Here is a 22,668-nt window from a genome sequence, read left to right as displayed (position 1 = left end):
AGCGCCCTTCACTGTAAATTTACACTGCAAAATGTCAACTATAATTTACACTTTTGTTGTCAAATTATACTGACAGATAAATCCAAACTCCCTCAGGGTCGCGCTTCAATCAAACGCACCAAATGCGGCATCCGGCAGGAAACCACCCGAACTTTGGAAAATCCCGCGTTCTTTAGCAGGTCTGTATGATGCGCTTTGGTGCGAACCTGCCCCTCCCCCATGGCCAGCAGATAGAAGCTGAAATAGGCATCTGCGATTCGCTCACCGCCGGGCGTTTCTGATACGGGTTCGGCAATCAACAGCGCCCCATCGGGTGCGATTGCCGCGCGTATTGCCTTCAGCAACGGGGCCACGATCCGATCAGGATGGTCAAACAGCACCCGGATCAGCGTAATCAAATCAGCATCCCCCGGCAGAGGGGTTTCAAGAAAATCGCCACCCACCGTTTCAATGCGGTCCGCCAGCCCCGCTGCCGTCAGACGGTGCCGCGCAGCCTGAGCAACCTGGGGCAAATCAAACAGGGTCAGTTTGGTATCAAGAGAGACGCGACGGGCAACAGCAGACAAAAATGTTCCATCACCACCACCTATATCGAGAATGTGACGACGCCCCTTGACGGAATAATCATCCAGCACCTCTTCGGCGACACCTTCCTGGGACTGGGCCATCAATGTGCTGTAATCAGACGCAACGGACTCCGTCACTCCGTCCCGATCCCCCACATAAGGCCAATAGGCCGCCAATGCGGTTTCAGGAACTTCCCGTTTCAACAACGCAATGGGATCGCGCATATCGGCATAGAAGGCGACATGATGTTCAATCATCGCAAGCGCTGCGGCATTATTGGCAACGTCTTGTCCGACCGGCCCCAATCCATACAGATCCCCGCGCCGTCGCCTTACAAGCCCCAGGGAAATCGCGGCCTTCAACAATCGGGTCATGGCCTCTTCTGACAAGCCTGTATGGCCCATCAGCTCGGAAAGACGACGCGGGCGCTCCAGCAAAAGACTTGGCAAATCAAGCCGAACACAGGCCAGCAATATCTGGCTGTGAACAAATCCTGCCATCAGATCAAACAACACCTTGGAACGGTGCCGCGCCAATGGTCGGAACGGCAAAAACCCTGCTGAAAAACGGCGAAACTTGGGGCTAGCGACCAGTCGGTCAATGATTTCTGGGAGTGCCATGAATATTCAAATCTACCCTCTTTCAGAACAGGGTGATCTTGATCTAAAGCGCGCTGACCGGAATTTCGATTGCCATTCCCTTGGGCATAAAGCGCCGGGACTCTTGCAAAATCTGTTGCCTCAACACCGCCTGCCCAGGCGATGGGGGGATCGAGTCAATTGCTTCAACGATCAGGGTTGTCAGGCGTTTCGCAGCGCCGTCCATCCCATGGGCCGCAACCGCATTAGGCCGCCCGAAAGTTGCATCCTGTCCCGTTGGTTTGCCCAACAGATCTGGATCGCCAATCACATCGGCAATGTCGTCGGCGACCTGATAGGCCTCGCCCAGACGCTCCCCCAATGTTTGCCACAGTGACGCATCCGCGCCGGCCGCCGCGCCCCCGGCCGCCGTAGCCGCGGCAAACAAAGAGCCTGTTTTCGCTCGTTGATAATCCGCCAGGATCGCGCCGTCTTCCGACTCCCAGGCCTGGCCTGCGGTAATGCCAAAGGGCATACCAACCGCGCCTGTAATGATGCGCAACAGGGTCGCTGCGCGTTCCGGATTATCGGGAATGCGGCGTGCCAGGATTTCAAAGGCCAGGATGATCAAAGCATCGCCTGCCAGCACGGCCACAGGTTCCCCGTGGGCACGGTGAACGGATGGTTTACCACGGCGCATTTCAGCATCGTCAAAACAGGGCAGATCATCATGCACCAGCGATGCACAATGCAGCAGTTCAATTGCGGTTGCCGCAGCGTCTGCCATTGCAGGATTATCGTCCCCACAGGTCAGCGCCACGGAAAGACAGAGTTTCGGCCGGATGCGCGCCCCACCTGGAAATACTGCATACTGCATTGCCTGACCCAATTTTGGGGGCGAGCCCGGCGCGCGTGCCCGGGAAATCGTCTGTTCAATGCTGCGTTCAATTCGCTGTGCGATGTCCATGCCTACGCTCCCCACCAACTATCTCCCGATACCTCGCATAAACGGGACGGGTATTTGTGATCGTTTCGGGGCTCCTTAACCACTGTGGCAGCAAAGCCTTCCCGATAAGTGTCAACTATGATAGACATCATTTGTGTAAATAATCAACGACAAAGGAAAATAGTATGGCCGCCAACCCGGTCATCATTGTTGGCGCAGGGATCGCGGGACTCAGCGCGGCCATCGCATTGCTGGCACGGGGCGTCGAAGTGATTGTCCTGGAAAAAGAATCAGAACCCGGCGGAAAAATGCGTGAGATCGACGTGGAGGGCCAAAGAATTGATGCGGGCCCCACGGTGTTCACCATGCGCTGGGTCTTTGACCAGTTGCTGGCCAACACGGGCAAATCCCTGGATGATTTAATCACCTTACAAAAGGCGACAATTCTGGCCCGCCATGGCTGGAGCGATGGCAGTCGATTTGACCTGCATGCGGACCGCCAACAGGCGATTGATGCGATTGGGGGTTTTGCCGGTGCCGCAGAAGCCAGACGGTTTCGCGCATTTCTGGCCGATGCAGCCGATATCTACCGTCATGTCGGCCTGCCCTTCATGCGGGCGAAAGATACCAGTCTGGCAGCCATGGCGAAAACAACCGGCCCGGCGGGCGCGATGGCGCTGTTTCGCACCCAACCCCATAAATCGATGTGGGATGCGTTGGGAAAATATTTCAAGGATGCGCGGCTGCACCAATTGTTTGGGCGCTATGCCACATATTACGGATCATCCCCATTTCATTGCCCGCCCAATCTTAGCCTGGTTGCCCATGTGGAACAGGAAGGCGTCTGGTATATCAAGGGCGGAATGCACAAACTGGCCACTGCCCTTACCGGTTTAATCCGGGATCTGGGAGGATCAATTTCGTTTCGTGCCCATGTTGATTCGATATCGATAGAGAAAAACCGCACTTTCAACGTCACCCTGTCCACGGGCAAGACGGTGACGGCCCGCGCGGTGATCCTGAATTCAGATGCCGCCGCCCCGGCAGCAGGCCTTTTTGGAGGGGCCCTGAAATCCACTGGCGCCAAGCCAGCCATACGATCATTGTCCGCTATGACCTTTTCGACCCTGGCAAAAGTCGAAGGCTTTCCCCTGCATCGACACACCGTGTTCTTTTCAGATGATTACCGTGCGGAATTTGAGGCTATTTTTCAGCAGAGCACCATGCCGCGAAGCCCGACCACCTATATCTGCGCCCAGGATCGCAACGACGTCGATCCCGCCCCCACAGATCGAGAACGTCTGTTCTTTCTGATCAATGCGCCGGCCAACGGCGATACCCACATCTATTCACCAGCGGAGATCGAGCGATGCGCCGAGATGATGCAGACCCTTTTGGCGCGCTGTGGCCTGACCCTGTCAGCGCCGTCGGACGCGCAACAGGTCACCACGCCAACGGATTTCAACCACCTGTTCCCAGCGACCGGGGGGGCGCTGTATGGTCAGGCATCCCACGGCTGGGGCAGTTTCTTTGCCAGACCCGGACCCAAGACAAAGATACCGGGCCTGTATCTGGCGGGGGGCAGCGTGCATCCAGGATCGGGGATACCAACAGCCAGCCTGTCGGGACAGATGGCGGCCGATTGCCTGATGGCGGACCAAGGCTGGACATCAAGATAGGGTCCAATGGCTATGCCTGGTGGTATCTGGACGGACTCAGCGACGATGGCCGCCACGGCATAACCATCATCGCCCTGATCGGCAGTGTGTTTTCGCCATATTATGCCTGGGCCAGAGAAAAGGGACCGGTGCCTGCGGAAAATCACTGTGCCATGAATGTCGCATTGTATGGCCGTCCCGGATCCCGCTGGGCGATGACCGAGCGGGGGGCGAGCGCCCTGGATCGCGGCCCCACACATCTAAAAATCGGCCCCAGTTCCCTGCGCTGGGAGAACGGCACGGCCATTGTCGACGTGAATGAAATCGCAGTTCCCTTCCCCAGGCGCATTCGGGGCACAATCAGAATCACACCCATAGTGCTGAACGATCGGGACTTTACCCTGCACCGCAACGGTCAACATCATTGGGGACCGATCGCCCCCTGTGCCCGGATACAAGTGGAAATGACACATCCCGACCTGACTTGGGCAGGGTCCGGCTATATGGACAGCAACAGGGGCAGTGCCCCGCTGGAGGATGATTTTCAGGGTTGGGATTGGTCTCGGGCGGAACTGCCCAATGGGGATGCCGTGGTTTACTATGACCTGACCCAACGGGATCAGACCCGGCGCACCATCGCTCACCGATTTTTTGCCAAAGGGGGTAGTGCCGCAATTGATGCCCCGCCCAGAATACGACTACCCAATATAAACTGGCAGGTCGCGCGGATCACCCGCAGCGATGCGTCCAGCCGTGTTAAGCTTTTAAGAACCCTGGAAGATACGCCATTTTATGCGCGCTCCGCGATTCAAATGGGACTCGGGGGGGAGGTCGCAACCGGCGTACATGAAAGCCTGAACCTGGATCGCTTCAACCAGCGTTGGGTACAGGTTTTATTGCCCTTCCGAATGCCAAGACGCGCAAACTAGGCCAAAGGAACCAGAGATTCCGGCGCCCATCCAATACGCACCGGATTGCCTTCAGACAGGATGGGGCGACCGATAGCATTGCGCATCGATACCGTCACGGGCGCATCCCGGCCCGGCAATGCGACATCATAATATGTCATATCGCCAAAATAGGCCGCCTGTCTGATTTCACCCTGCAATTCGCGTTCTTCCGTATCGCCTGCATCAAACAGCAGGGTCAGGCGTTCAGGGCGTACCCCGACCGCAAAGTCGGAATCAAAGCGCAGATGATAGGGGTTTTTGATCGTGACCTTGCCAAAAATGGCGGCATCAACCGTCACAGCCTCTTCCGTCTGATCGACGACAGAAGCATCGATAATGTTCATCCCACCAATGAATTTCGCAACCGAAGAGCTGATCGGATTCTGATAGATGTTTTCGGGCGTGTCGCATTGACTGATCTTGCCACCAAACATCACGGCAATCCGGTCCGACATGGTCAGGGCCTCTTCCTGATCATGGGTCACCAGGATAAAGGTGATTCCGACCTGACGCTGTAACTGGCGCAATTCGACCTGCATATGCTCCCGCAGCTTTTTATCCAGCGCAGAGAGCGGTTCGTCCAGCAGCAGTACCTTAGGGCGCATGATCAGGGCGCGAGCCAAGGCGACCCGCTGGCGCTGACCACCGGACAATTCTGTAGACCGACGATGACCCAGCCCGCCCAGTCCAACCTGCTTCAGGGACTCTTCAACCTGACGGTCACGATCACTGGAACTTATGCGCTGTTTCCGCAATCCATAGGCGACATTCTGCGCCACGGTCAAATGTGGGAACACGGCATAAGACTGGAACACCATATTGGTTGGGCGTCGATTGGCGGGCACCCCCATCATAGGCTGGCCATCGATCAAGATCTTGCCTTCAGTCGGATCATCGAACCCGGCAATCAGGCGCAGCAACGTTGTCTTGCCACAGCCTGATGGTCCCAAAAGAGAGAAGAATTCCCCGCTTTTGATATCAACGCTGACGCCATCCAATGCCGCCACATCGCCAAAACGACGCCAGACCTGATCGATCTGGATAATCGGTCGACCACTCATAAGATGCTTCCTTCTATACCAGTGCGTCGTTGCGCACGCCGCCGCACCAATTCAGCGATGCATAGCAGCACAAAAGACGAGAACAACAGGATGCTGCCCAAGGCGACAACATTGGGGAGTTTGGCGATGAATCTGAGCTGTCCCCAGATGTAAATCGGTAAGGTCGGTTCTGTTCCTGTCAGAAAGAACGCGACGATGAATTCATCCAGGGAAATGGTGAAGGTGATCAACAGGCTGGATATGATCCCCGGCGCGACCATCGGCAGTGTGACCCGCAGAAAGGTCATAAATGGCCCCTCCCCCAGATCCATCGAGGCTTCCTCCAGACTTTCATCAAAGCCTTCAAAACTGGAAATCAAGACCGCCGTGGAGAACGGCACCGTCATTAAGATATGACCCAGGGTGACGCTGATCAGCGATAGGTTAAAACCCAGCCACAGGATCACCACCAACAATGAAATGGCCACGATGATCTCCGGCAGAACCAGCGGCAGCATGACAAAAGCGGTGATCGATTTCTTGGCAAAGAAATTATAGCGCGTCACGGCGCGTGCGGCGCATATGCCCAGCAATGTTGAGATAACCGCAGTCGACCAGCCAACCTGCATACTGTTGAAAAACGCCTGATGCATGGTCGTTTCAGACAGCAGGTTTTCGTACCATTGCAGCGTGAAGCCTTTCAACGGAAAGGCGACGATTGTGCTGTCATTGAATGAAAACAAAGGCAGGAACAGAACCGGCAGATAGAGAAAAAGCATGAAGGCGACCGCATAAAGCGTCAGAAATTTAAAACGCATGACACCCTCCCTGCCCAATGGTCATGATTGCGGTGCGTATCATCGCGCCCTCCCGCCAAGCCATTTCGCGAAAAAGACGAAGCCCGTCGCGACCAGCGTCACGGTCACCATGGTTGTCACAGCCAAAGCCGCCCCAAGGGGCCAGTTATTGGCCTTTCCGAACTGAACCTGAATCATATTGGCAATCATCAAACCATCCGTGCCACCAACCAGTTTTGGCGTCACGTAATCCCCAATGGTCGGGATGAACACAACAACCATGGCGGCCAGCACGCCCGGCAGTGACAGGGGCAATGTCACCCGCAGAAAACGACGGATCGGTCCATCCCCCAGATCGGTCGCGGCCTCAAGATAGCTGCGGTCGATCTTTTGAAGAGAGACATAAATCGGCAAAATGGCAAACGGCATCCAGGCATGGGACAGCGTCAGGATCACGGCATTCATATTATAGAGGATGAAATCAAGTGGCTCATTGATTAAGCCAATCTCCATCAGGCTGGTATTGACCACACCATTATAGCCCAGGATCAGTTTCCAGGCGAAGATACGCAGCAGATAGCTGGTCCAGAAGGGGATTGTGATCAGGAATATCCACAATGCCTTGCGCTGGTGAACATGGAAGGCAACGTAATATGCCAGCGGATAGGCCAGAATAACCGTCAGGAATGTCACCGACCCGGCCACGATCAGCGATCGTTGCAACAAAACCCCGTAAATCGGCTTTTCAAAGACTTCGCGATAATTCTGTAATGTCAGGGTGGTATCAATATCCAGATAAGTCTGGGTCCAGAAGCTGAATGTGATGATCACCCCGATCGGGACCGCCAGCAACAGCAGGGCAAAGATAAAGGACGGGCTCATCAAGGCAAAGCCACGAACCCCTTCACGCCGAAAGAACATCGATAATCCGCTGGCGTTAGACACGCTCACCGGCAATCACCTGATGTCACAATACAACGGTACCAATATTTATGTCGCTCCACTCGCTTCCCCCTGATATGGACCAACTCGACTATGGATTATCCCTGTTTCGACCCCATTGACGCATTTATTTTTGCCATCGTGTTTGGTTCTGGTTCCTGTGGCAAGCACATAACCGGAACCGCGGCGCGAAAAGCGTCATGATAACAGCGTACATTGTATTCCCGGTCTGACAAAATAATTCCATCATAGGCGCTGGATTCGGTTGCCTCGCAGGACCACTCGATCAATTGCGTATCCTCATCCTGGGTATCCCGGTCAATGCGTTCCGCCAGATAGCGCGACAGGCGCATTTCCCGCGTTTCATCCGCATATCGATAGGTTGCGCCACGCTGGACCGTGCGCCGCGCGGAAATCGGATATTCCTGATAGAAGATCACACTGGTCGGATAGAACCCGATCACAACATTCGGGAAAATCCCCAGATACAGCCATGCCTTCTGACTGTCTGGATTCAGATTTTCCATCACCGGCAGGATATTTTTGTAATTGCGCACACTCCAGCTTCGACCCGGATGGTCACTGAATTGCCCGAATGACCGGCTGGTACCATTGTTTAACGGCTCATCAAAATAGTTGCTGCCGTATAATTCCTGCAAACCCGGATGCGCCTTGGCGACATGATAGCCTTCATTATCGACATCCCGCACCGACTTCCAGTTCACCGCCATTTCATGCTGCCAGAACGTATCAGCAGCAGGCACCATGGTTGCCATCTTGTATTGCGCGACCTCTTCTTCATGCCGCGCAAAAATTGTCGCGACAGACGGCTGATCGCCCGGCAGGAATCGCAAAAAGACAAAGCCATGCCAGATTTCCATCTCAATTGGCTTTAGACCATGTTCAACGGGATCCAGCTTTGGCAGGCTGGATGGAACCGCCGGACTGCGCAGCGTGCCATCCAGATTATAGCTCCAGCCATGAAACGGGCAGGTGATCACGTGCGGGCATTCGCCCCGATCCCCGGCCAGAACGCGTGCACCACGATGACGACACAGGTTATGAAAGGCCCGAACCTCACCCTCTTTGTCGCGCATCACCAGGGCGCGCTCTCCGCACATATCGAAGGAGATATAGTCACCCGGATTAGGAACATCCGATATGTGACAGGCAATCTGCCAATGGCGCCGGAACAAGGCGTCCTTTTCCACCTCTGTCAGCTCATCACTGCCATAAGTCCAGGCCGGCAGGCCACTGCGGTCCCATTCTTTCGGGGCTCCCATAGCTTCAGCGGACGGTTTAACGATGGTATTCATAACGGATCGCCTTACTTTCATCTATATTTTTCTGAGCACTCATTTAAATTAACTCAGATTGCGGAATTTGTCACCCAAAATCTCGATACACGGTTCATTTGAGCGGTTATTCAAAAAAATGTTTGATGAATATGAATGTCATGCGTTATGCTAAATGGAGTAACGGATGGGGTCACCACACTGATAAACAAGTTGGCTGCCTGGGCATTTTGCGTGATGGTGCCACAAGATTTAAATCGGTGACCACATTGGTTCGCACAACGAACTGGAGCCTCCGTGACGAATATCGATTCGACTGCTGTCCCCGTGGCAGGTCTTGACAGCCGAAAGCGAAACCTGAGACGACAAAGACTGCTGTTGATTGGCCCGGCTGCCGGGGCGATTACAATATTTATGGTCGCGCCCTTGCTGCTGATGGCCTGGATTTCCATCCAGACCCGCGACTATTCCGGCAGTGTCGTTTGGAATAGTTACTCAATGGAAGCCTATATGCGCTTCATCTTTGAGCGGAACCTGGACGACACTCTGTCGCTGAATTTCGATTATCTGCTGATCATCTGGCGGTCCATGTGGCTGGCGGCCATCACGACGGCACTGTCGCTGCTGGTGGGGTTCCCGACCGCTATGTTCATGGCAACGCGACCGAAAAGCTGGCGTCCTGCCCTGGTCTTTTTGGTGACGGTGCCCTTCTGGACAAATCTGCTGGTGCGCAATTATGCCTGGATCCTGCTGCTGCGGGATCATGGGACAATCAATTCGGCCTTACTGGGCATCGGGATCATAAACGAGCCCCTGCCCCTGTTGCATAACAGCTTCGCCGTCTCAGTTGGCCTGACCTATTCCTTCCTGCCCTTTATGGTGCTGCCAATCTATTCCAGTCTGGAGAAATTGGATCTGCGCCTGGTGGAAGCCTCCTTTGATCTTTACGCGACCAGACTTCAAACCCTGCGCAAGATCATTCTGCCCGCCGCGATGCCCGGTATCATTGCTGGGTCTATCCTGGTCTTTGTGCCCTGTCTGGGATCCTATGTGACCCCGGAATTGCTGGGCGGCGGTAAAACCATGATGATCGGCAATCTGATCGGCCTGCAATTCGGGGCGGCGCGAAACTGGCCCTTTGGGGCGGCGCTGGGCTTTGGCCTTTTGGCAATGGTGCTATTGGCGATGACCCTATACGCGCTGAAGTCCGGAAAATCAAAACAGGGGATCAGTTTATGAGCCTTGTCACCGGCACGCTTGGAACGTTATTGCCCGGACGCCGCAAAGCAGGGGACGCCAATCATTGGCCTGGTCTGGCCTTTATGGCCTGTGTCTTCTTCGCCTATGTCTATCTGCCCATCGCGGTCCTGATCGCCTTGTCATTTAATGAGAATGAACTGGTAACCATCTGGACCGGATTTTCTCTGGATTGGTACAGGGTCGCTCTGCAGAACGAAGATATGCTGCGAGCGGCTGGCAATTCCCTTCTGATCGCTTGCGTTGCTTCTTTAGGGGCAACGTCGCTTTCCACCCTGGCGGCGGTGCAAATGGCGCGGGATCGTTTCAAGGGGCAAGGGGCCATGAATGCCCTGGTCGCCCTGCCGCTGACCGTACCGGAAATTGTGACCGCCGTGGCGTCCCTGCTGTTTTTCGCCACCCTTGGGATCACACAGGGGCTGATGACGGTCATGATCGCCCATACGGTGTTTTGCATCCCCTTTGCCTATCTGCCCATCCGGGCGAGGCTGGAAGGGCTGGACCCGCGCCTGTTCGAGGCCGCCAGCGACCTGTATGCAACCCCGGTTCAGACATTCCGGCGTGTGACCCTGCCCCTGATGATGCCTGGCATTCTGTCCGGGGCGGTCCTGGCCTTTATCATTTCACTGGATGATTTCGTCACCACATTCTTTGTGGGCGGCGCCGGATCAACAACATTGCCGATCTATATTTTCGGCCTGATCCGGGTTGGTGTTTCGCCAGAGGTCAATGCGATCTCTTCATTAATGCTGGTCGTCTCCGTAGTGATGGTATCGATTTCTCTCCTGCTCGGCAGAGGGCACGGGCGGGGGTAATATCCTTTCGAACACAGTCCTCATACCAATCACAACAGGGAGTATTGAACATGATGCGCGTATCAAAATGGGTTTTAGGCATGACCGCAGCGGTCGGCCTGACCTTTGGAGCGGTTGGCAGTGCGTCTGCCGATGGCGAATTGCATCTGTATAACTGGTCCAACTATTTCTCACCGGAGCTTCTGGAAAAGTTTGAGAAAGAAACCGGTATCAAGACGACAATGGACAATTATGCGTCCGAAGAAGACCTGCTGGCCAAACTACAGGCCGGCGGTGGCGGCTATGACGTGATCTTCCCTGGCCCAACGACCCTGGGCACGATGATCGATAAGGGACTGGTCGCGGATATCAAAGTCAACCAGATGGAAAACTTCAAAAACGTCCTGGGCCCGTTCCAGACGTTATCGGTTGATGCCGACCGCAGCTATTCTGCACCCTATATGTGGGGCACGACCGGGTTTACCTATGATCCGGCCATGGTTCCTGGCGGCACGATGGAAGAAAGCTGGGGTGAGTTGTTCAAGCCAAAGGATGAGCTGAAAGGCAACATCGCCATGTTGAATGAAATGAGCGATGTCTGGAATGCGGCTGCCTATTACACGGGTGTCAGCAAATGCACCGAAGACCCTGCGGAAGCCCAGAAAATCCTGGATGTTCTGATGGCGCAGAAACCGTTTGTGAAGGTCTATTCCAACGACGGCACCATTGATCGCATGTCGGCCGGTGAAGTGGCTGTGCATATGCAGTGGAATGGCGCCGCGCACCGCGTGAAGGCTAACAAGCCAGGCGTTGTCTATGTGTATCCGAAAGAAGGCGTGACCTTCTGGACCGATACAATGGCGGTGCCTTCGAATGCACCGAACATGGATAACGCCAAAACCTTCATCAACTGGATGCTGCTGCCGGAAAATGCCGCTGCTGCGTCCAACTATACCGGTTACTCAAATGCAATCATCGGGTCCGGGGAATTTCTGAACGAATCACTGTCCTCCGATCCGGCAGTGAATATGCCTGAAGAATTTGCTGATCGTTTGTCAGGGTTTGAGGTTTGCAGCGATGCATCCAAGAGCCTGCGCGAACGGGTTTGGACCAAGCTGAAGTCCTAACCGGTACTGTTTGCATTCAGGACCGCCCGGCAGAAATGTCGGGCGGTTTTCTTTTGGGATGGTTTTATGATTTCGCACTTAAGCTTTCGGCACGGGCCAGGATGCCATCGGCACGAGATGGATAGACCGTCGCCAGAAAGCGCGCCAACAACATGCGCCCGGATTCCAGATCCATAAAACCAGGCGTCACATGCATCCGTGTCCACATCCCATCGGTCATCGTATCCAAAACATCTGCCACCGTGACAGGCGTCCAATAATCCCCGACCATCATGGGAGCCGCCGCCTCACAAAAACCGATCAGCGTTTCATAGCGTGCTCGGTCATATGCCTCGCAAATCTCAGCAAATTTGGGGCGGGCGACCGCCTCCCCCCAATAGGAATTCCACAGCGTCAAATTTCGCGTATTACAGATTTTCGGATCAACATCTGCGAAAACCAACGCCATCAGTTTTTCCAGGGGATCATCCGGTGCGTCTGCCAACGCCTTGTGCCAATGGTCATCATATTCGTGATAGTGATGACGCAGCGTTTCAATCAGCAGGTTTTCCTTGCTCTTGAAGTAAAACACCGCAACGCCCTGAGAAAGGCCGGCAGAAGCAGAAACAGTCGCCAAAGTCGTCGCAGACATACCCAGATGAACGATAGAATGAATTGCGGCTTCGACCAATTGACGGCGCCTGCGATCTGCATTTTCCGTCTGTTCACCCCTCGGTCGACCGGGTGGCTTTTTGGGCTGCACCTCTGCCATCTGAACGCAACACTCCCTTTCAAATGGATGTGGATCATTATCCTGTTGTGGCAAGAATAGCACTTATTCGCGCGAAAGCGACAGGGCGTCTTTGCCCCACAAGGGCAAAATGATCAGAAAGAAGAGGATGGTACGGGCGGTCGGACTCGAACCGACACTCCAGAGGAACTGGATTTTGAATCCAGCGCGTCTACCAATTCCGCCACGCCCGCAGGGAATGGTGGCTATCTACAACGCCGATACGCCTAAGACAACCGAAAAACTCTTGTACTGAATATGACATCCTCCTTGTCTTGCCCCAATCAATTCCTTGATCTCGGTCTCAGGCAGGGTAGGGTCTTGGTCTGAACCGCAAGCCAAATTCAGACATATGCCGGGGGGGACGGAAAACCTGTCGCCAATCCCTCCCTGCTATACTAAATTCCAATGAAAAAGGGGGGTGGAACCAAAGGGAACCATGACACAGTCCGAACAGGAAAATAATCATCGGGAGGCTGGGCGTCGCGATGAAGACCACATATCTGCCACCTTGCGGGAAGCCGCCTGTGAAATCGATCAGGGGCTGTTGGTCATCGACGCCGATATGAATGTGGTTTTTGCCAATCCCCCGTATTTGAAAATGAACGAATTACCCGTGGATTGTCCGTTCACACAAGAGGGACAACCCTTTGAGCGGTTGCTTGATTTCATGGCGCAAGAAGGAAAATTCGGTCCCGGTGATACCGCAGTACTGGTCGCACAACATTTGAAACCGGCTCAGGAGCGAACAAATTTTGACTTGGACCGCACCCTGCCAAAAGGCGGCGTCATGCATGTGACCGGTGTCGCCCTGAAGAATGGCGGATATGTCTATACGTTTAACGACGTAACAGACCGGGTCGCAGAACAACAGCGCCTGGATCGGCTGGTCCAGGAACAGACAATCGAGCTGCAAGAAGCCAACAAGCAGCTGACAGATGGCATTGAATATGCGCGGTTGATCCAAACGGGAATTTTGCCCAACCGCAGCTTTTTCGAGACCCATTTGGGGGATCATTTTCTGTTGTTCCGCCCGGTGGATATCGTCGGGGGCGATTTTTACATCGGTGTTCGCACGGATTTCGGTATCTATGTCGGATTAGGCGACTGCACCGGACATGGTATTCCAGGTGCCATGATGACGATGATGGCCGCCTCTGTCTGTCGCCGCGCGATCAATGATACCGGCGTGGGCGGACCTGTAGCGGTAATGATGGCAGTGGACCGCATTGTGCGCACCAATCTGCATCAAACCGGCGCGCAGGTCGGTCCGGATAACGGGCTGGAACTGACTCTGTGCCTGATAGAGCCTGAATTCAAACGTATTCGTCTGGCCAGTGCCGGCCTGGAAAGTTTTGTACAAAGCAAAGGCAAGATTGAGCGAATTCGAGGCAGCAAGCTGGGCCTGGGATATGGTCGACAGGCGACATCCGCCGCAACCTTGCAGGAAACAGTTCTTTCCGCCAAGGAAGCAGAGCGTATCTTCCTGTCTTCCGATGGGATCCTGGATCAGTCCGGCGGCGAAAAAGGGTTTGGCTTTGGGCGGCGGCGCTTGGTCGAGGCATTGGGCGAGAATGTAGAAAAGCCAATAGAAGATCAGGGGCAGGCCTTGTTACAGACATTGGAATCCTATCGGGGAAACTACCCGCAGCGGGATGACTTAACCGTTCTTGGCTTCTGTCCGCTACAGCCGTAACCTTTGTGATACGCGGATGTTAAATCGGGAGTATTTGGGGGCGCGCAATGAACCATGACGATATGAAAGCCTTGCGGGCTATTTTTGAACGCTGTCATATTGTGATCAGTTTTAATGGCCCCTTTTCGCAAAGCGTAATCGAGGAGTTGGGGGAAGCCATACAGCGACACCTTGAATCCCAGACACAACCCCGCAAGCGCATTGCTGACGTTTTTGCTGTATATATAGAAACAACGCAGAATATCAGACATTATGCGGAAGCGGTGGGACACAATAAAGCCGATGTCGCCCGATTGAACGCCGGCACGGTTTTGATCGCGCGCGAGGGGGATCATTATACTGTGGTTTCTGGAAACCTGGTCCGTCGGGAGGATGTTCCTGCCCTGACGGCCAGGCTGGACGAAGTAATTGCGCTGAATGATGCCGACCTTAAGGCCGCATATAAAAGCCAATTGCGCGCCCCGCTGGAAGACGGGGCAAATGGGGCGGGGCTGGGATTCTTGCAAATGGCGCGAAAAGCCTCCAAACCCTTGAGCTACAGTGTATCAGATGGAGATGAGGTTTATTCCTTCTTCAATCTGACAGTCACAATTTAGCGTTTTGAGAGAACAGGAATCAGGATGGTTGAGCATATAAAAATCATGGGGACCAGATCCTCTCCCACCGTTGAGTGCAACCCGGAAACGCTGGTATTGCACCTGGCTGGAGAGTCCTATCCGGAAAATACCTTCGATTTCTATAAACCCATCGCCGCATGGCTTGAATCCGTGTTGGATCAGGATGATGACGACCGTCCCGTTACATTAAATGTTGAACTGGCCTATCTGAATACGGGAAGCATAAAATCCATGATGGACATGCTAGACAGGCTGGACGAAGCGCACGAAGATGGGCGCGTGGTTAAGGTCATTTGGTTGTGTGATCCAGACAATGAACGCATCATCGAACTCGCGGAAGAATTACTGGAAGATGTCTCGCTGCCCTATCAAATCATCACCGACTGACGGGTCCAACCGCATTGCCTGATCGGAGGCTTTTTTGGCAGACCAGAACAGGACCGATTCCCGTATCAACGCCTTGATCGCGCGGTTAGACGGCCTTGACGGTGCCGATGCGGATGACTTGCGCGCTGAAATTGATTGGCTGGTCGGTCGCTATCGCCGCCTTGATCGAAACCTGAATAAGATATCGCGCATGAGCGACCGGCTGCAGGCCGAAATCATGCAGTTAAATGATAAGCTTCGCGCGGCGTCCATTACCGATCCGCTGACTGGGTTGATGAACCGTCGCGGGGCGCACGACGCCCTGCAGGTGGAAACCAAGGCGGCGCATGCTGGCCATTCACAGGGGTTCTGTCTGGCCCTGATCGACATCGATTTCTTTAAGGCCGTGAACGATACGCATGGTCACGATGTCGGTGATGAGGTCCTGGTCAATTTCTCCGCACGATTGTTAAGCACGATGCGAGAGACCGACTTGATCGCCAGATGGGGCGGAGAAGAATTCCTGATCCTGATGCGCGAAGCCAGTTTGGCGGACGCCATGGCCCTGTTGGAAGGGTTTCACGAAGCCTTGCGCAGCCGCCCCGTCAAAACCGCGATCGGCCCCCTGACCGTGACAGCCAGTTCCGGCCTGTGCCAATATCACCCCAACGATCATGGCTATGACAGCACCGTATATCGGGCTGATCACGCGCTATATGCGGCAAAGGACGCCGGGCGTGATCAGTGGCTGTTAGCGGACGATCCCAAATGTGACTGATTCAAATCAGCACCCATATAAAAACAGAGGAAACCCAAATGGCAAAAAGTGTAATTATTACCTGCGCTGTCACCGGCGGTATTCACACCCCCACCATGTCGGAATATCTGCCGATCACGCCGCAGGAAATTGCCGATGATGCGGTGGCGGCCGCAGAAGCCGGGGCGTCCATCCTGCATCTGCATGCGCGCAATCCGGACGACGGTCGCCCGACGCCGGACCCAAAAGTATTCATGGAATTCCTGCCCCGCATCAAACAACAGACTGATGCCGTTGTGAATATCACAACAGGCGGTGGTCTGGGCATGACCCTGGATGAACGACTGGCCGCCGCCCGTCAGGCCAGTCCAGAAATGACATCCCTGAATATGGGGTCGATGAATTTCGCATTGTTCCCGATCCTGGATAAGATCAAGGATTTCAAGCATGCCTGGGAACCGGAAATGCTGGAAATGACCCGCGATTTCATCTTTCGCAACACCTTCAAGGATATCGAATATATCCTGAAAGACCTGGGCGAAGGCCATGGCGTTAAGTTCGAATTCGAATGCTACGATGTTGGCCATTTGTATAACCTGGCGCATTTCGTAGACCGGGGCTTGGTGAAACCACCCTTCTTTGTGCAAACCATTTTCGGCATTCTGGGCGGCATTGGGGCCGATCCGGAGAACCTGATGCATATGCGCAGGATCGCGGACAAGCTGTTTGGCGAGGATTATGAATGGTCCATCCTGGCCGCCGGGCGCCATCAGATGCCCTTCGTCACCCAGGGGGCCATTCTGGGCGGCAATGTGCGGGTTGGTCTGGAAGACAGCCTGTATCTGGGCAAGGGTGAACTGGCGAAAAGCAACGCGGATCAGGTCAAGAAGATCCGGCGCATTGTGGAAGACCTGTCCCTGACCGTCGCAACACCACAAGAAGCCCGCAAACGATTAGGCTTGAAGGGTGGTGACCGGGTGAATTTCTGATCTAACGATAGGAGGGCACTATGGCCTATCCGACGCCAGAGTCTCTGGACCGCGTTGCTGTCATCGGGACAGGAACGATTGGTGCAAGTTGGGCAGCCCTGTTTTTGGCGCGGGGCATGGCGGTCAACGCCTATGACCCGGAGCCAGGCGCCCGCGACGCCCTGCAAAGCTATATTAATCGTGCATGGCCCGTGTTGCGTGAATTGGGCGTGATTGTTGCGGGGGCCGACCAGACCGCGATTGATTTTTATGAGGACCCGGCACAAGCCGTCCACGATATCGCCTTCATCCAGGAAAGCGTTCCCGAACGACTGGACGTCAAACACGCCCTGTTTCGAGCCATGGAGCCCGGAATGGCAGCGCATGCGATCCTGGCGACCAGCTCGTCCGGTCTGTTGTTAAAGGATATGCAAAAGGGACTAAAGCAGCCGGAACGTCTGGTCCTGGCCCATCCGTTCAACCCGCCGCATCTCATCCCCCTGGTGGAGCTGTTGGGCAATAAGCAAACGGACCCTGCCGCCGTTGACTGGTGCCAAGACTTCTTTGAAAACCGATGCGGCAAAAAGACAATCCGGGTGCTGAAAGAAGTCCCCGCCCATGTCGCCAACCGATTGCAGGCCGCCCTGTGGCGCGAAGCCATCCATCTGGTCCTGGAAGGGGTTGCCTCTGTTGAGGATATCGACAAGGCCGTAGTACACGGGCCCGGTCTGCGGTGGTCCGTGATGGGGCCGCATATGCTGTTTAATCTGGCCAGTGGCGGTAAGGGGATGGAAGTCTTCATTGAACGCTTTGGCCCCAGCTTTTCCGTTTGGTGGGACAGTCTGGGGCATCCGGATCTGACGCCGGAAACCGCATCGATCCTGGCCGAAGGGTGCCGCGCAGAAGAAAACGGGCGATCTTTTGAGGCATTAAGCGCCGAGCGAGACGAGAAACTTGTCGCCGTGCTGAAGCAATTCAATACATCTGAAAAATAGGACATGCATCATGATGGCAGTTATTTTTGAAGTGGAGCCTCAGGACGGTCGCATGCCCGACTATCTGGAGATAGCCGCCGATCTCAGGCCTCTACTCAATCAAATTGATGGTTTTATCTCCATCGAAAGATTTGAAAGTCTTGTGACGCCGGGGAAAATCCTTTCCCTATCCTTTTGGCGCGATGAGGCCGCCATTCAGGAATGGCGGCAGCTTGAGAAACATCGCAAAGCCCAGGCAATAGGCCGGGGTGAGATGTTCCGGGACTATCGCTTGCGTGTCGCGGAAGTCCATCGGGACTATGGCATGACGGACCGCGCGCAGGTGCCAGAGGATTCGAAAATCAGGCATGACCGGTAAATCACACCACACGCCCCTTGATCGGTCGCAAAAAAACAGCTTATTGTTGGAATTACAATTAGCGCCTGTAATTTTTCGACTGTAAATTGAATTGGGTATTATGATAGGGGAACAACCAAAAGGCGGCATATATAATATTGACGGTGACCATCCCTGCGAAAGAGAACACCTTTTAATTGATCTGGCCTATGATAGTTCGCGATTTAAAGACATTCTGTCGCTGTGGACATCGTTGCGCACAGAAAACGCGCTACCAACAAAATCCGACTTTTCTCCCCATGCCTTTAACCGAAGCGCGCTGCCGTATCTTATTCTAATTGACGTAGAGCATGACCCTCTGCGTTTCCGCTATCGACTGACCGGAACCATGGCGGAAAGCATTCAGAACGCGAACCTTACGGGCCACTACGTCGATGATCAGGAGCCTATAAAGCTGCGCGACTTGCTGCAAACTGATCTGGAGGAACTGGTGCGGTCGAAGACACCGCAGCATGTCCGATTGACGTTCACCAACATTGCCGGATATCCTCGTCGCTTGCAAATTCTGCGCCTGCCGCTGAGCAAAAATGATCAGGAAAGCCCGGGGGAAGTTGACCATATCCTGGTGGTGGTCCAATTCGAGTCGGGCGAGTAAGCACGCCCTATTCTATCACAACCAACAGATCCTTGGCGTCCACCTGCGTGCCGGCCTTCGTCGCGACGCGAGAGATTGTGCCTGCCTTCGGCGCGGTGATGGATGTTTCCATTTTCATCGCCTCCAGCGTCAACAACACATCCCCTGCCCGAACCTTCTGACCTTCGTTGACCGCCACCATCGCAACCAGTCCCGGCATTGGTGCGGGAACATGATTTGTGTTGGACATATCAGCCTTGTCATTCACCGGCGCTGTCGAGGCCACAGCCTTGTCCGCAACCCGAACCACACGCGGTTGACCATTCAATTCAAAGAAGATTTCCCGCTCGCCCTTCTGGTCCGCCTCCCCGACGGCCATAAGACGAATGACCAGCGCCTTGCCCGGATCCAACTCCACGGTGATTTCATCGCCCGGTTTCATGCCATAGAAGAATATCGGGGTCGGTAACACATCCAGGCGACCAAATTCCCGGCGATGTTTGGCGAAATCTGCGAAAACCTTCGGATACATGATGTGGGATGCAAGGTCCGAATCGCTGACCTGTCGCTGGGCGGCTTTTTGCGCCTCGCTGCGTTCTTTCTCAAAATCGATAGCAACCAGATGTTTGCCGGGCCGATCCGTCTTTGGCGCTTCGCCCTTCAACGCCTTTTTCTGTAAGGCCTGTGGCCATCCACCAGGCGGTTGCCCCAGATCCCCTCGCAGCATTGCCACGACCGAGTCCGGGAAGGTGATATCGATATCTGGATTGGTGACATCCTCTGGCGAGATGCCGCTGGACACCATGTAAAGGGCCATATCGCCCACAACCTTGGAAGACGGTGTCACTTTCACGATATCGCCGAACAGCTGATTGACTTCCGCATACATGCGGGCAACCTCATGCCAGCGTTCGGCAAGCCCCAGCGACCGGGCCTGTTCTTTCAAATTTGTAAACTGGCCGCCTGGCATTTCGTGCAGATAAACTTCTGACGCACCGGCCCGAAGATCCGGTTCAAAGGCCGTATACTGCACCCGCACGGCTTCCCAATAATCAGAAAATGCCCGGATAGTCGCCGGATCCAGACCGGTTGCACGATCCGTATCCTGCAACGCCATCGCGATAGAGCCCAAATTCGGCTGGGACGTTAGGCCCGAAAAGCTGTCCATCGCCGCATCGACGGCATCCGCACCAGCCTCGCACGCCGCCAATACCGTCGCCGCCGCGATACCAGACGTATCATGAGTGTGAAAATGGATCGGCAGTCCGGTTTCTGCCTTCAATGTCTTCACCAGAGTTCGGATCTGCGCCGGGCGGCACAGGCCCGCCATATCCTTTATGCCCAGAATATGCGCGCCATGGGACTTCAGCTCTTGCGCCAATGTGACATAGTAATCCAGGTCGTATTTCGGGCGGCTTTTGTCGAACAGATCCCCGGTATAACAAATCGCCGCCTCGCACAGGCGGTCGGTTTTCAACACCGCATCCATCGCGACCTTCATATTATCAGCCCAGTTCAGGCTGTCGAAGACACGAAAGACATCCATACCCGCATCGGCCGCTTTTTCGACAAAGTACTGCACCGCGTTATCCGGGTAATTGGTATATCCCACGGCATTGGACGCGCGCAGCAACATCTGTAACAGCACATTGGGAACCGCCGCACGGATATCAGCCAAACGGTCCCAGGGGTCTTCCTTCAGGAATCGCATCGCGACATCAAACGTCGCCCCGCCCCAGCATTCCAGAGAGAAAAGTTCCGGCAGTCTCCTGGCATAGGCATCGGACGCCTTAACCATGTCATAAGACCGCATACGCGTCGCCAACAGGGATTGGTGCGCATCGCGCATCGTCGTATCAGTGATCAAAACTCGTTGTTCGGCCAGCATCCAATCGCGAAACCCTTCCGGACCCCGCTCGTCCAATATCTGCTTGGTCCCTTTAGGTGGTTCCCCAAAGACGGTGATGGGTACAACTGGCTGCAAGGCATGGGCTGGCGGTTTGGGGCGGCCCGCGACCTCTGGATTTCCATTCACGGTAACATCGGCGATAAAGCGCAACAGCTTGGTCGCCCGATCGCGCCGCTTGGGAAAATGGAACAGGGACGGGGTCGTATCGATAAAGCGCGTGGTGATATTGCCACTGGCGAAGTCCGGATGGTTGATGACATTTTCCAGAAACGCCAGATTGGTCGCGACACCCCGAATGCGAAATTCCTTCAACGCCCGATCCATACGGCGCACCGCCGCCTCTTTCGTAGCCGCCCGGGCCGTGACCTTTTCCAGCAAGCTGTCATAATAGCGTGTGATCACCGCACCGGAATAGGCCGTACCGCCATCCAACCGGATGCCGAACCCCGTTGCCCCCCGATAGGCAGTGATACGACCATAATCAGGGGTAAAATTCGATTCAGGGTCTTCCGTTGTGACCCGGCATTGCAGGGCATGTCCATTCAGGAAGATCGCATCCTGAGGCGGGACACCGGTTTCTTCCTCATTCCCGATATGACCGCCCAGCGCGATCAGGATCTGCGCCTTGACGATATCGATACCGGTCACTTCCTCCGTCACCGTATGTTCGACCTGAACACGGGGATTGACCTCGATAAAATAGAATTCACCGGTATCGGAATCCATCAGGAATTCAACTGTGCCAGCGCCGATATAACCAGCCTCCCTACACAAATTCAGGGCCGACTGACATATCCGTTCCCGCGTGGCGGAATCCAGATAGGGGGCCGGGGCGCGTTCCACCACCTTCTGATTGCGCCGCTGGACGGAGCAATCCCGCTCGAACAAATGCACCAGATTGCCATGGCTGTCGCCCAGGATCTGCACTTCGACATGACGGGCGCGCTGTACCAGTTTTTCCAGATAGACTTCGCCATTGCCAAAAGCGGCTTCCGCCTCTCGCCGTCCGGCATTAACCTGTTCTTTCAACTTGCTGGCATCCTCGATCACGCGCATGCCGCGACCACCGCCCCCCCAACTGGCTTTCAGCATGACGGGATATCCGACATCTTCGGCCATTCTGGCGCATTCATCCATATCATCCGGCAGGGGATTGGTTGCTGGCATGACCGGCACACCCGCCTTCACCGCCATATGGCGCGCAGAAACCTTGTTGCCCAGCGACCGCATCACATCCGGCGGTGGCCCGACAAAGATCAGGCCATTTGCGGCGCAGGCTTCGGCGAAATCAGGGTTTTCAGACATAAACCCATAGCCAGGATGAATAAGCGTCGCCCCTGATTTCTTCGCGACCCGAATGACCTCTTCGATGGTCAGATAGGCCTTCACCGGTCCCAGCCCCTGACCGATGTGATAGCTTTCATCCGCCTTGAACCGGTGCAGAGACAGCTTGTCTTCTTCCGCATATAACGCGACGGTGCCAAAGCCCAGTTCCGTGGCTGCCCGCATTACACGAATGGCAATTTCGCTGCGATTGGCGACCAAAACCTTTTGCGGCGGTTGTGCTTTTTGCGTCGGCATGATCTTCCCCCAAACGATGCGTACAGTTACAAACTGTCGCATCTTAATAGCGTATTGTGCAACTGCGAAAGCAGACTGAATAGGATCA

The 22,668-nt window shown here is 54.8% G+C and carries 21 protein-coding genes and 1 tRNA gene; 13 read left to right on the top strand and 9 right to left on the bottom strand.

Annotation, left to right across the window (positions count from 1 at the left end):
* Positions 1-92: 92 nt before the first annotated feature.
* Together ACOSDR_RS17595 and ACOSDR_RS17590 are read right to left on the bottom strand one after the other, a co-directional pair.
* The gene (locus ACOSDR_RS17595) at positions 93-1,187 is read right to left on the bottom strand and encodes a methyltransferase (RefSeq protein ID WP_420732063.1); all 1,095 of its coding nucleotides are present in this window, start codon (positions 1,185-1,187) and stop codon (positions 93-95) included.
* Positions 1,188-1,230: 43 nt separating this feature from the next.
* Positions 1,231-2,112: a polyprenyl synthetase family protein gene (locus ACOSDR_RS17590; RefSeq protein WP_420725900.1), complete on the bottom strand. Its 882-nt coding sequence runs from the start codon at positions 2,110-2,112 to the stop codon at positions 1,231-1,233.
* Positions 2,113-2,276: 164 nt separating this feature from the next.
* On the opposite strand from ACOSDR_RS17590, the gene crtD reads away from it, so the two are divergent.
* Entirely contained in the window at positions 2,277-3,770 is a 1,494-nt protein-coding gene (gene crtD, locus ACOSDR_RS17585; RefSeq protein ID WP_420732062.1) for a 1-hydroxycarotenoid 3,4-desaturase CrtD, read from the top strand.
* Complete coding sequence (locus ACOSDR_RS17580) at positions 3,734-4,678, top strand: carotenoid 1,2-hydratase (protein WP_420732061.1); 945 nt, start codon at positions 3,734-3,736, stop codon at positions 4,676-4,678. The genes crtD and ACOSDR_RS17580 overlap by 37 nt, the downstream gene beginning before the upstream one ends.
* Here ACOSDR_RS17580 and ACOSDR_RS17575 read toward each other — a convergent pair.
* The 4 genes from ACOSDR_RS17575 to ACOSDR_RS17560 form a co-directional block, all read right to left on the bottom strand.
* Complete coding sequence (locus ACOSDR_RS17575) at positions 4,675-5,760, bottom strand: ABC transporter ATP-binding protein (RefSeq protein WP_420732060.1); 1,086 nt, start codon at positions 5,758-5,760, stop codon at positions 4,675-4,677. The two genes, ACOSDR_RS17580 and ACOSDR_RS17575, sit on opposite strands and share 4 nt — an antisense overlap.
* Positions 5,757-6,557: an ABC transporter permease gene (locus tag ACOSDR_RS17570; protein WP_420725904.1), complete on the bottom strand. Its 801-nt coding sequence runs from the start codon at positions 6,555-6,557 to the stop codon at positions 5,757-5,759. The genes ACOSDR_RS17575 and ACOSDR_RS17570 overlap by 4 nt, the downstream gene beginning before the upstream one ends.
* 39 nt (positions 6,558-6,596) lie before the next feature.
* Positions 6,597-7,487, bottom strand: coding sequence for an ABC transporter permease (locus ACOSDR_RS17565; RefSeq protein WP_420725905.1), 891 nt, complete (start codon positions 7,485-7,487; stop codon positions 6,597-6,599).
* 89 nt (positions 7,488-7,576) lie between these two features.
* Entirely contained in the window at positions 7,577-8,794 is a 1,218-nt protein-coding gene (locus ACOSDR_RS17560; RefSeq protein WP_420732059.1) for an aromatic ring-hydroxylating oxygenase subunit alpha, read from the bottom strand.
* 276 nt (positions 8,795-9,070) lie between these two features.
* On the opposite strand from ACOSDR_RS17560, the gene ACOSDR_RS17555 reads away from it, so the two are divergent.
* Genes ACOSDR_RS17555 through ACOSDR_RS17545 form a run of 3 tightly spaced genes read left to right on the top strand, consistent with a single transcriptional unit; the run spans position 9,071 to position 11,951 of the window.
* A complete protein-coding gene (locus tag ACOSDR_RS17555) occupies positions 9,071-10,012 on the top strand; it encodes an ABC transporter permease (protein WP_420725907.1) in 942 nt (313 codons plus the stop codon).
* On the top strand, positions 10,009-10,845 hold the full coding sequence (locus ACOSDR_RS17550) for an ABC transporter permease (RefSeq protein ID WP_420725908.1): 837 nt from the start codon (positions 10,009-10,011) through the stop codon (positions 10,843-10,845). Before ACOSDR_RS17555 ends, ACOSDR_RS17550 begins: the two co-directional genes overlap by 4 nt.
* A gap of 50 nt (positions 10,846-10,895) precedes the next feature.
* Positions 10,896-11,951, top strand: a complete 1,056-nt coding sequence (locus ACOSDR_RS17545) for an extracellular solute-binding protein (protein WP_420725909.1) — start codon at positions 10,896-10,898, stop codon at positions 11,949-11,951.
* Between the two features lie 64 nt (positions 11,952-12,015).
* Here the strand turns inward: ACOSDR_RS17545 and ACOSDR_RS17540 are convergent, their stop codons facing one another.
* Together ACOSDR_RS17540 and ACOSDR_RS17535 are read right to left on the bottom strand one after the other, a co-directional pair.
* A complete protein-coding gene (locus tag ACOSDR_RS17540; RefSeq protein WP_420725910.1) occupies positions 12,016-12,702 on the bottom strand; it encodes a TetR/AcrR family transcriptional regulator in 687 nt (228 codons plus the stop codon).
* Positions 12,703-12,830: 128 nt separating this feature from the next.
* Positions 12,831-12,914 (bottom strand) — tRNA-Leu (locus ACOSDR_RS17535).
* Positions 12,915-13,159: 245 nt separating this feature from the next.
* Between ACOSDR_RS17535 and ACOSDR_RS17530 the strand changes: the two genes are divergently transcribed.
* From ACOSDR_RS17530 to ACOSDR_RS17495, 8 genes are all read left to right on the top strand, one after another.
* Positions 13,160-14,416, top strand: a complete 1,257-nt coding sequence (locus tag ACOSDR_RS17530; protein ID WP_420732058.1) for a PAS-domain containing protein — start codon at positions 13,160-13,162, stop codon at positions 14,414-14,416.
* A gap of 47 nt (positions 14,417-14,463) precedes the next feature.
* Positions 14,464-15,012 (top strand): SiaB family protein kinase, encoded by a 549-nt coding sequence (locus ACOSDR_RS17525; protein WP_420732057.1) that lies wholly within the window; start codon positions 14,464-14,466, stop codon positions 15,010-15,012.
* Between the two features lie 24 nt (positions 15,013-15,036).
* Complete coding sequence (locus tag ACOSDR_RS17520; RefSeq protein ID WP_420725913.1) at positions 15,037-15,420, top strand: SiaC family regulatory phosphoprotein; 384 nt, start codon at positions 15,037-15,039, stop codon at positions 15,418-15,420.
* Between the two features lie 34 nt (positions 15,421-15,454).
* Positions 15,455-16,177: a diguanylate cyclase gene (locus ACOSDR_RS17515; protein ID WP_420725914.1), complete on the top strand. Its 723-nt coding sequence runs from the start codon at positions 15,455-15,457 to the stop codon at positions 16,175-16,177.
* 38 nt (positions 16,178-16,215) lie between these two features.
* Positions 16,216-17,145: a 3-keto-5-aminohexanoate cleavage protein gene (locus tag ACOSDR_RS17510; protein WP_420725915.1), complete on the top strand. Its 930-nt coding sequence runs from the start codon at positions 16,216-16,218 to the stop codon at positions 17,143-17,145.
* A gap of 20 nt (positions 17,146-17,165) precedes the next feature.
* On the top strand, positions 17,166-18,119 hold the full coding sequence (locus ACOSDR_RS17505; protein WP_420732056.1) for a 3-hydroxyacyl-CoA dehydrogenase NAD-binding domain-containing protein: 954 nt from the start codon (positions 17,166-17,168) through the stop codon (positions 18,117-18,119).
* A gap of 10 nt (positions 18,120-18,129) precedes the next feature.
* On the top strand, positions 18,130-18,477 hold the full coding sequence (locus tag ACOSDR_RS17500; RefSeq protein ID WP_420732055.1) for an antibiotic biosynthesis monooxygenase family protein: 348 nt from the start codon (positions 18,130-18,132) through the stop codon (positions 18,475-18,477).
* Positions 18,478-18,577: 100 nt separating this feature from the next.
* Positions 18,578-19,111 (top strand): PAS domain-containing protein, encoded by a 534-nt coding sequence (locus ACOSDR_RS17495; protein WP_420725918.1) that lies wholly within the window; start codon positions 18,578-18,580, stop codon positions 19,109-19,111.
* Between the two features lie 7 nt (positions 19,112-19,118).
* Here the strand turns inward: ACOSDR_RS17495 and ACOSDR_RS17490 are convergent, their stop codons facing one another.
* Complete coding sequence (locus ACOSDR_RS17490; RefSeq protein ID WP_420732054.1) at positions 19,119-22,580, bottom strand: pyruvate carboxylase; 3,462 nt, start codon at positions 22,578-22,580, stop codon at positions 19,119-19,121.
* Between the last annotated feature and the right edge of the window lie 88 nt (positions 22,581-22,668).

This window comes from Hwanghaeella sp. 1Z406 (assembly GCF_048892425.1).
Lineage (GTDB): Bacteria > Pseudomonadota > Alphaproteobacteria > UBA8366 > Aestuariispiraceae > Pacificispira.
The sequence above is the reverse complement of the archived record's forward strand: the minus strand, read 5'-3'. Positions and strand labels throughout refer to the sequence as shown.

Bases quoted from the DNA above. Each gene is read 5' to 3' on its own strand.
- ACOSDR_RS17595 (WP_420732063.1), bottom strand. From the start codon at position 1,187: ATGGCACTCCCAGAAATCATTGACCGACTGGTCGCTAGCCCCAAGTTT.
- ACOSDR_RS17590 (WP_420725900.1), bottom strand. From the start codon at position 2,112: ATGGACATCGCACAGCGAATTGAACGCAGCATTGAACAGACGATTTCC.
- crtD (WP_420732062.1), top strand. From the start codon at position 2,277: ATGGCCGCCAACCCGGTCATCATTGTTGGCGCAGGGATCGCGGGACTC.
- ACOSDR_RS17575 (WP_420732060.1), bottom strand. From the start codon at position 5,760: ATGAGTGGTCGACCGATTATCCAGATCGATCAGGTCTGGCGTCGTTTT.
- ACOSDR_RS17570 (WP_420725904.1), bottom strand. From the start codon at position 6,557: ATGCGTTTTAAATTTCTGACGCTTTATGCGGTCGCCTTCATGCTTTTT.
- ACOSDR_RS17560 (WP_420732059.1), bottom strand. From the start codon at position 8,794: ATGAATACCATCGTTAAACCGTCCGCTGAAGCTATGGGAGCCCCGAAA.
- ACOSDR_RS17550 (WP_420725908.1), top strand. From the start codon at position 10,009: ATGAGCCTTGTCACCGGCACGCTTGGAACGTTATTGCCCGGACGCCGC.
- ACOSDR_RS17545 (WP_420725909.1), top strand. From the start codon at position 10,896: ATGATGCGCGTATCAAAATGGGTTTTAGGCATGACCGCAGCGGTCGGC.
- ACOSDR_RS17540 (WP_420725910.1), bottom strand. From the start codon at position 12,702: ATGGCAGAGGTGCAGCCCAAAAAGCCACCCGGTCGACCGAGGGGTGAA.
- ACOSDR_RS17530 (WP_420732058.1), top strand. From the start codon at position 13,160: ATGACACAGTCCGAACAGGAAAATAATCATCGGGAGGCTGGGCGTCGC.
- ACOSDR_RS17525 (WP_420732057.1), top strand. From the start codon at position 14,464: ATGAACCATGACGATATGAAAGCCTTGCGGGCTATTTTTGAACGCTGT.
- ACOSDR_RS17520 (WP_420725913.1), top strand. From the start codon at position 15,037: ATGGTTGAGCATATAAAAATCATGGGGACCAGATCCTCTCCCACCGTT.
- ACOSDR_RS17510 (WP_420725915.1), top strand. From the start codon at position 16,216: ATGGCAAAAAGTGTAATTATTACCTGCGCTGTCACCGGCGGTATTCAC.
- ACOSDR_RS17505 (WP_420732056.1), top strand. From the start codon at position 17,166: ATGGCCTATCCGACGCCAGAGTCTCTGGACCGCGTTGCTGTCATCGGG.
- ACOSDR_RS17500 (WP_420732055.1), top strand. From the start codon at position 18,130: ATGATGGCAGTTATTTTTGAAGTGGAGCCTCAGGACGGTCGCATGCCC.
- ACOSDR_RS17495 (WP_420725918.1), top strand. From the start codon at position 18,578: ATGATAGGGGAACAACCAAAAGGCGGCATATATAATATTGACGGTGAC.
- ACOSDR_RS17490 (WP_420732054.1), bottom strand. From the start codon at position 22,580: ATGCCGACGCAAAAAGCACAACCGCCGCAAAAGGTTTTGGTCGCCAAT.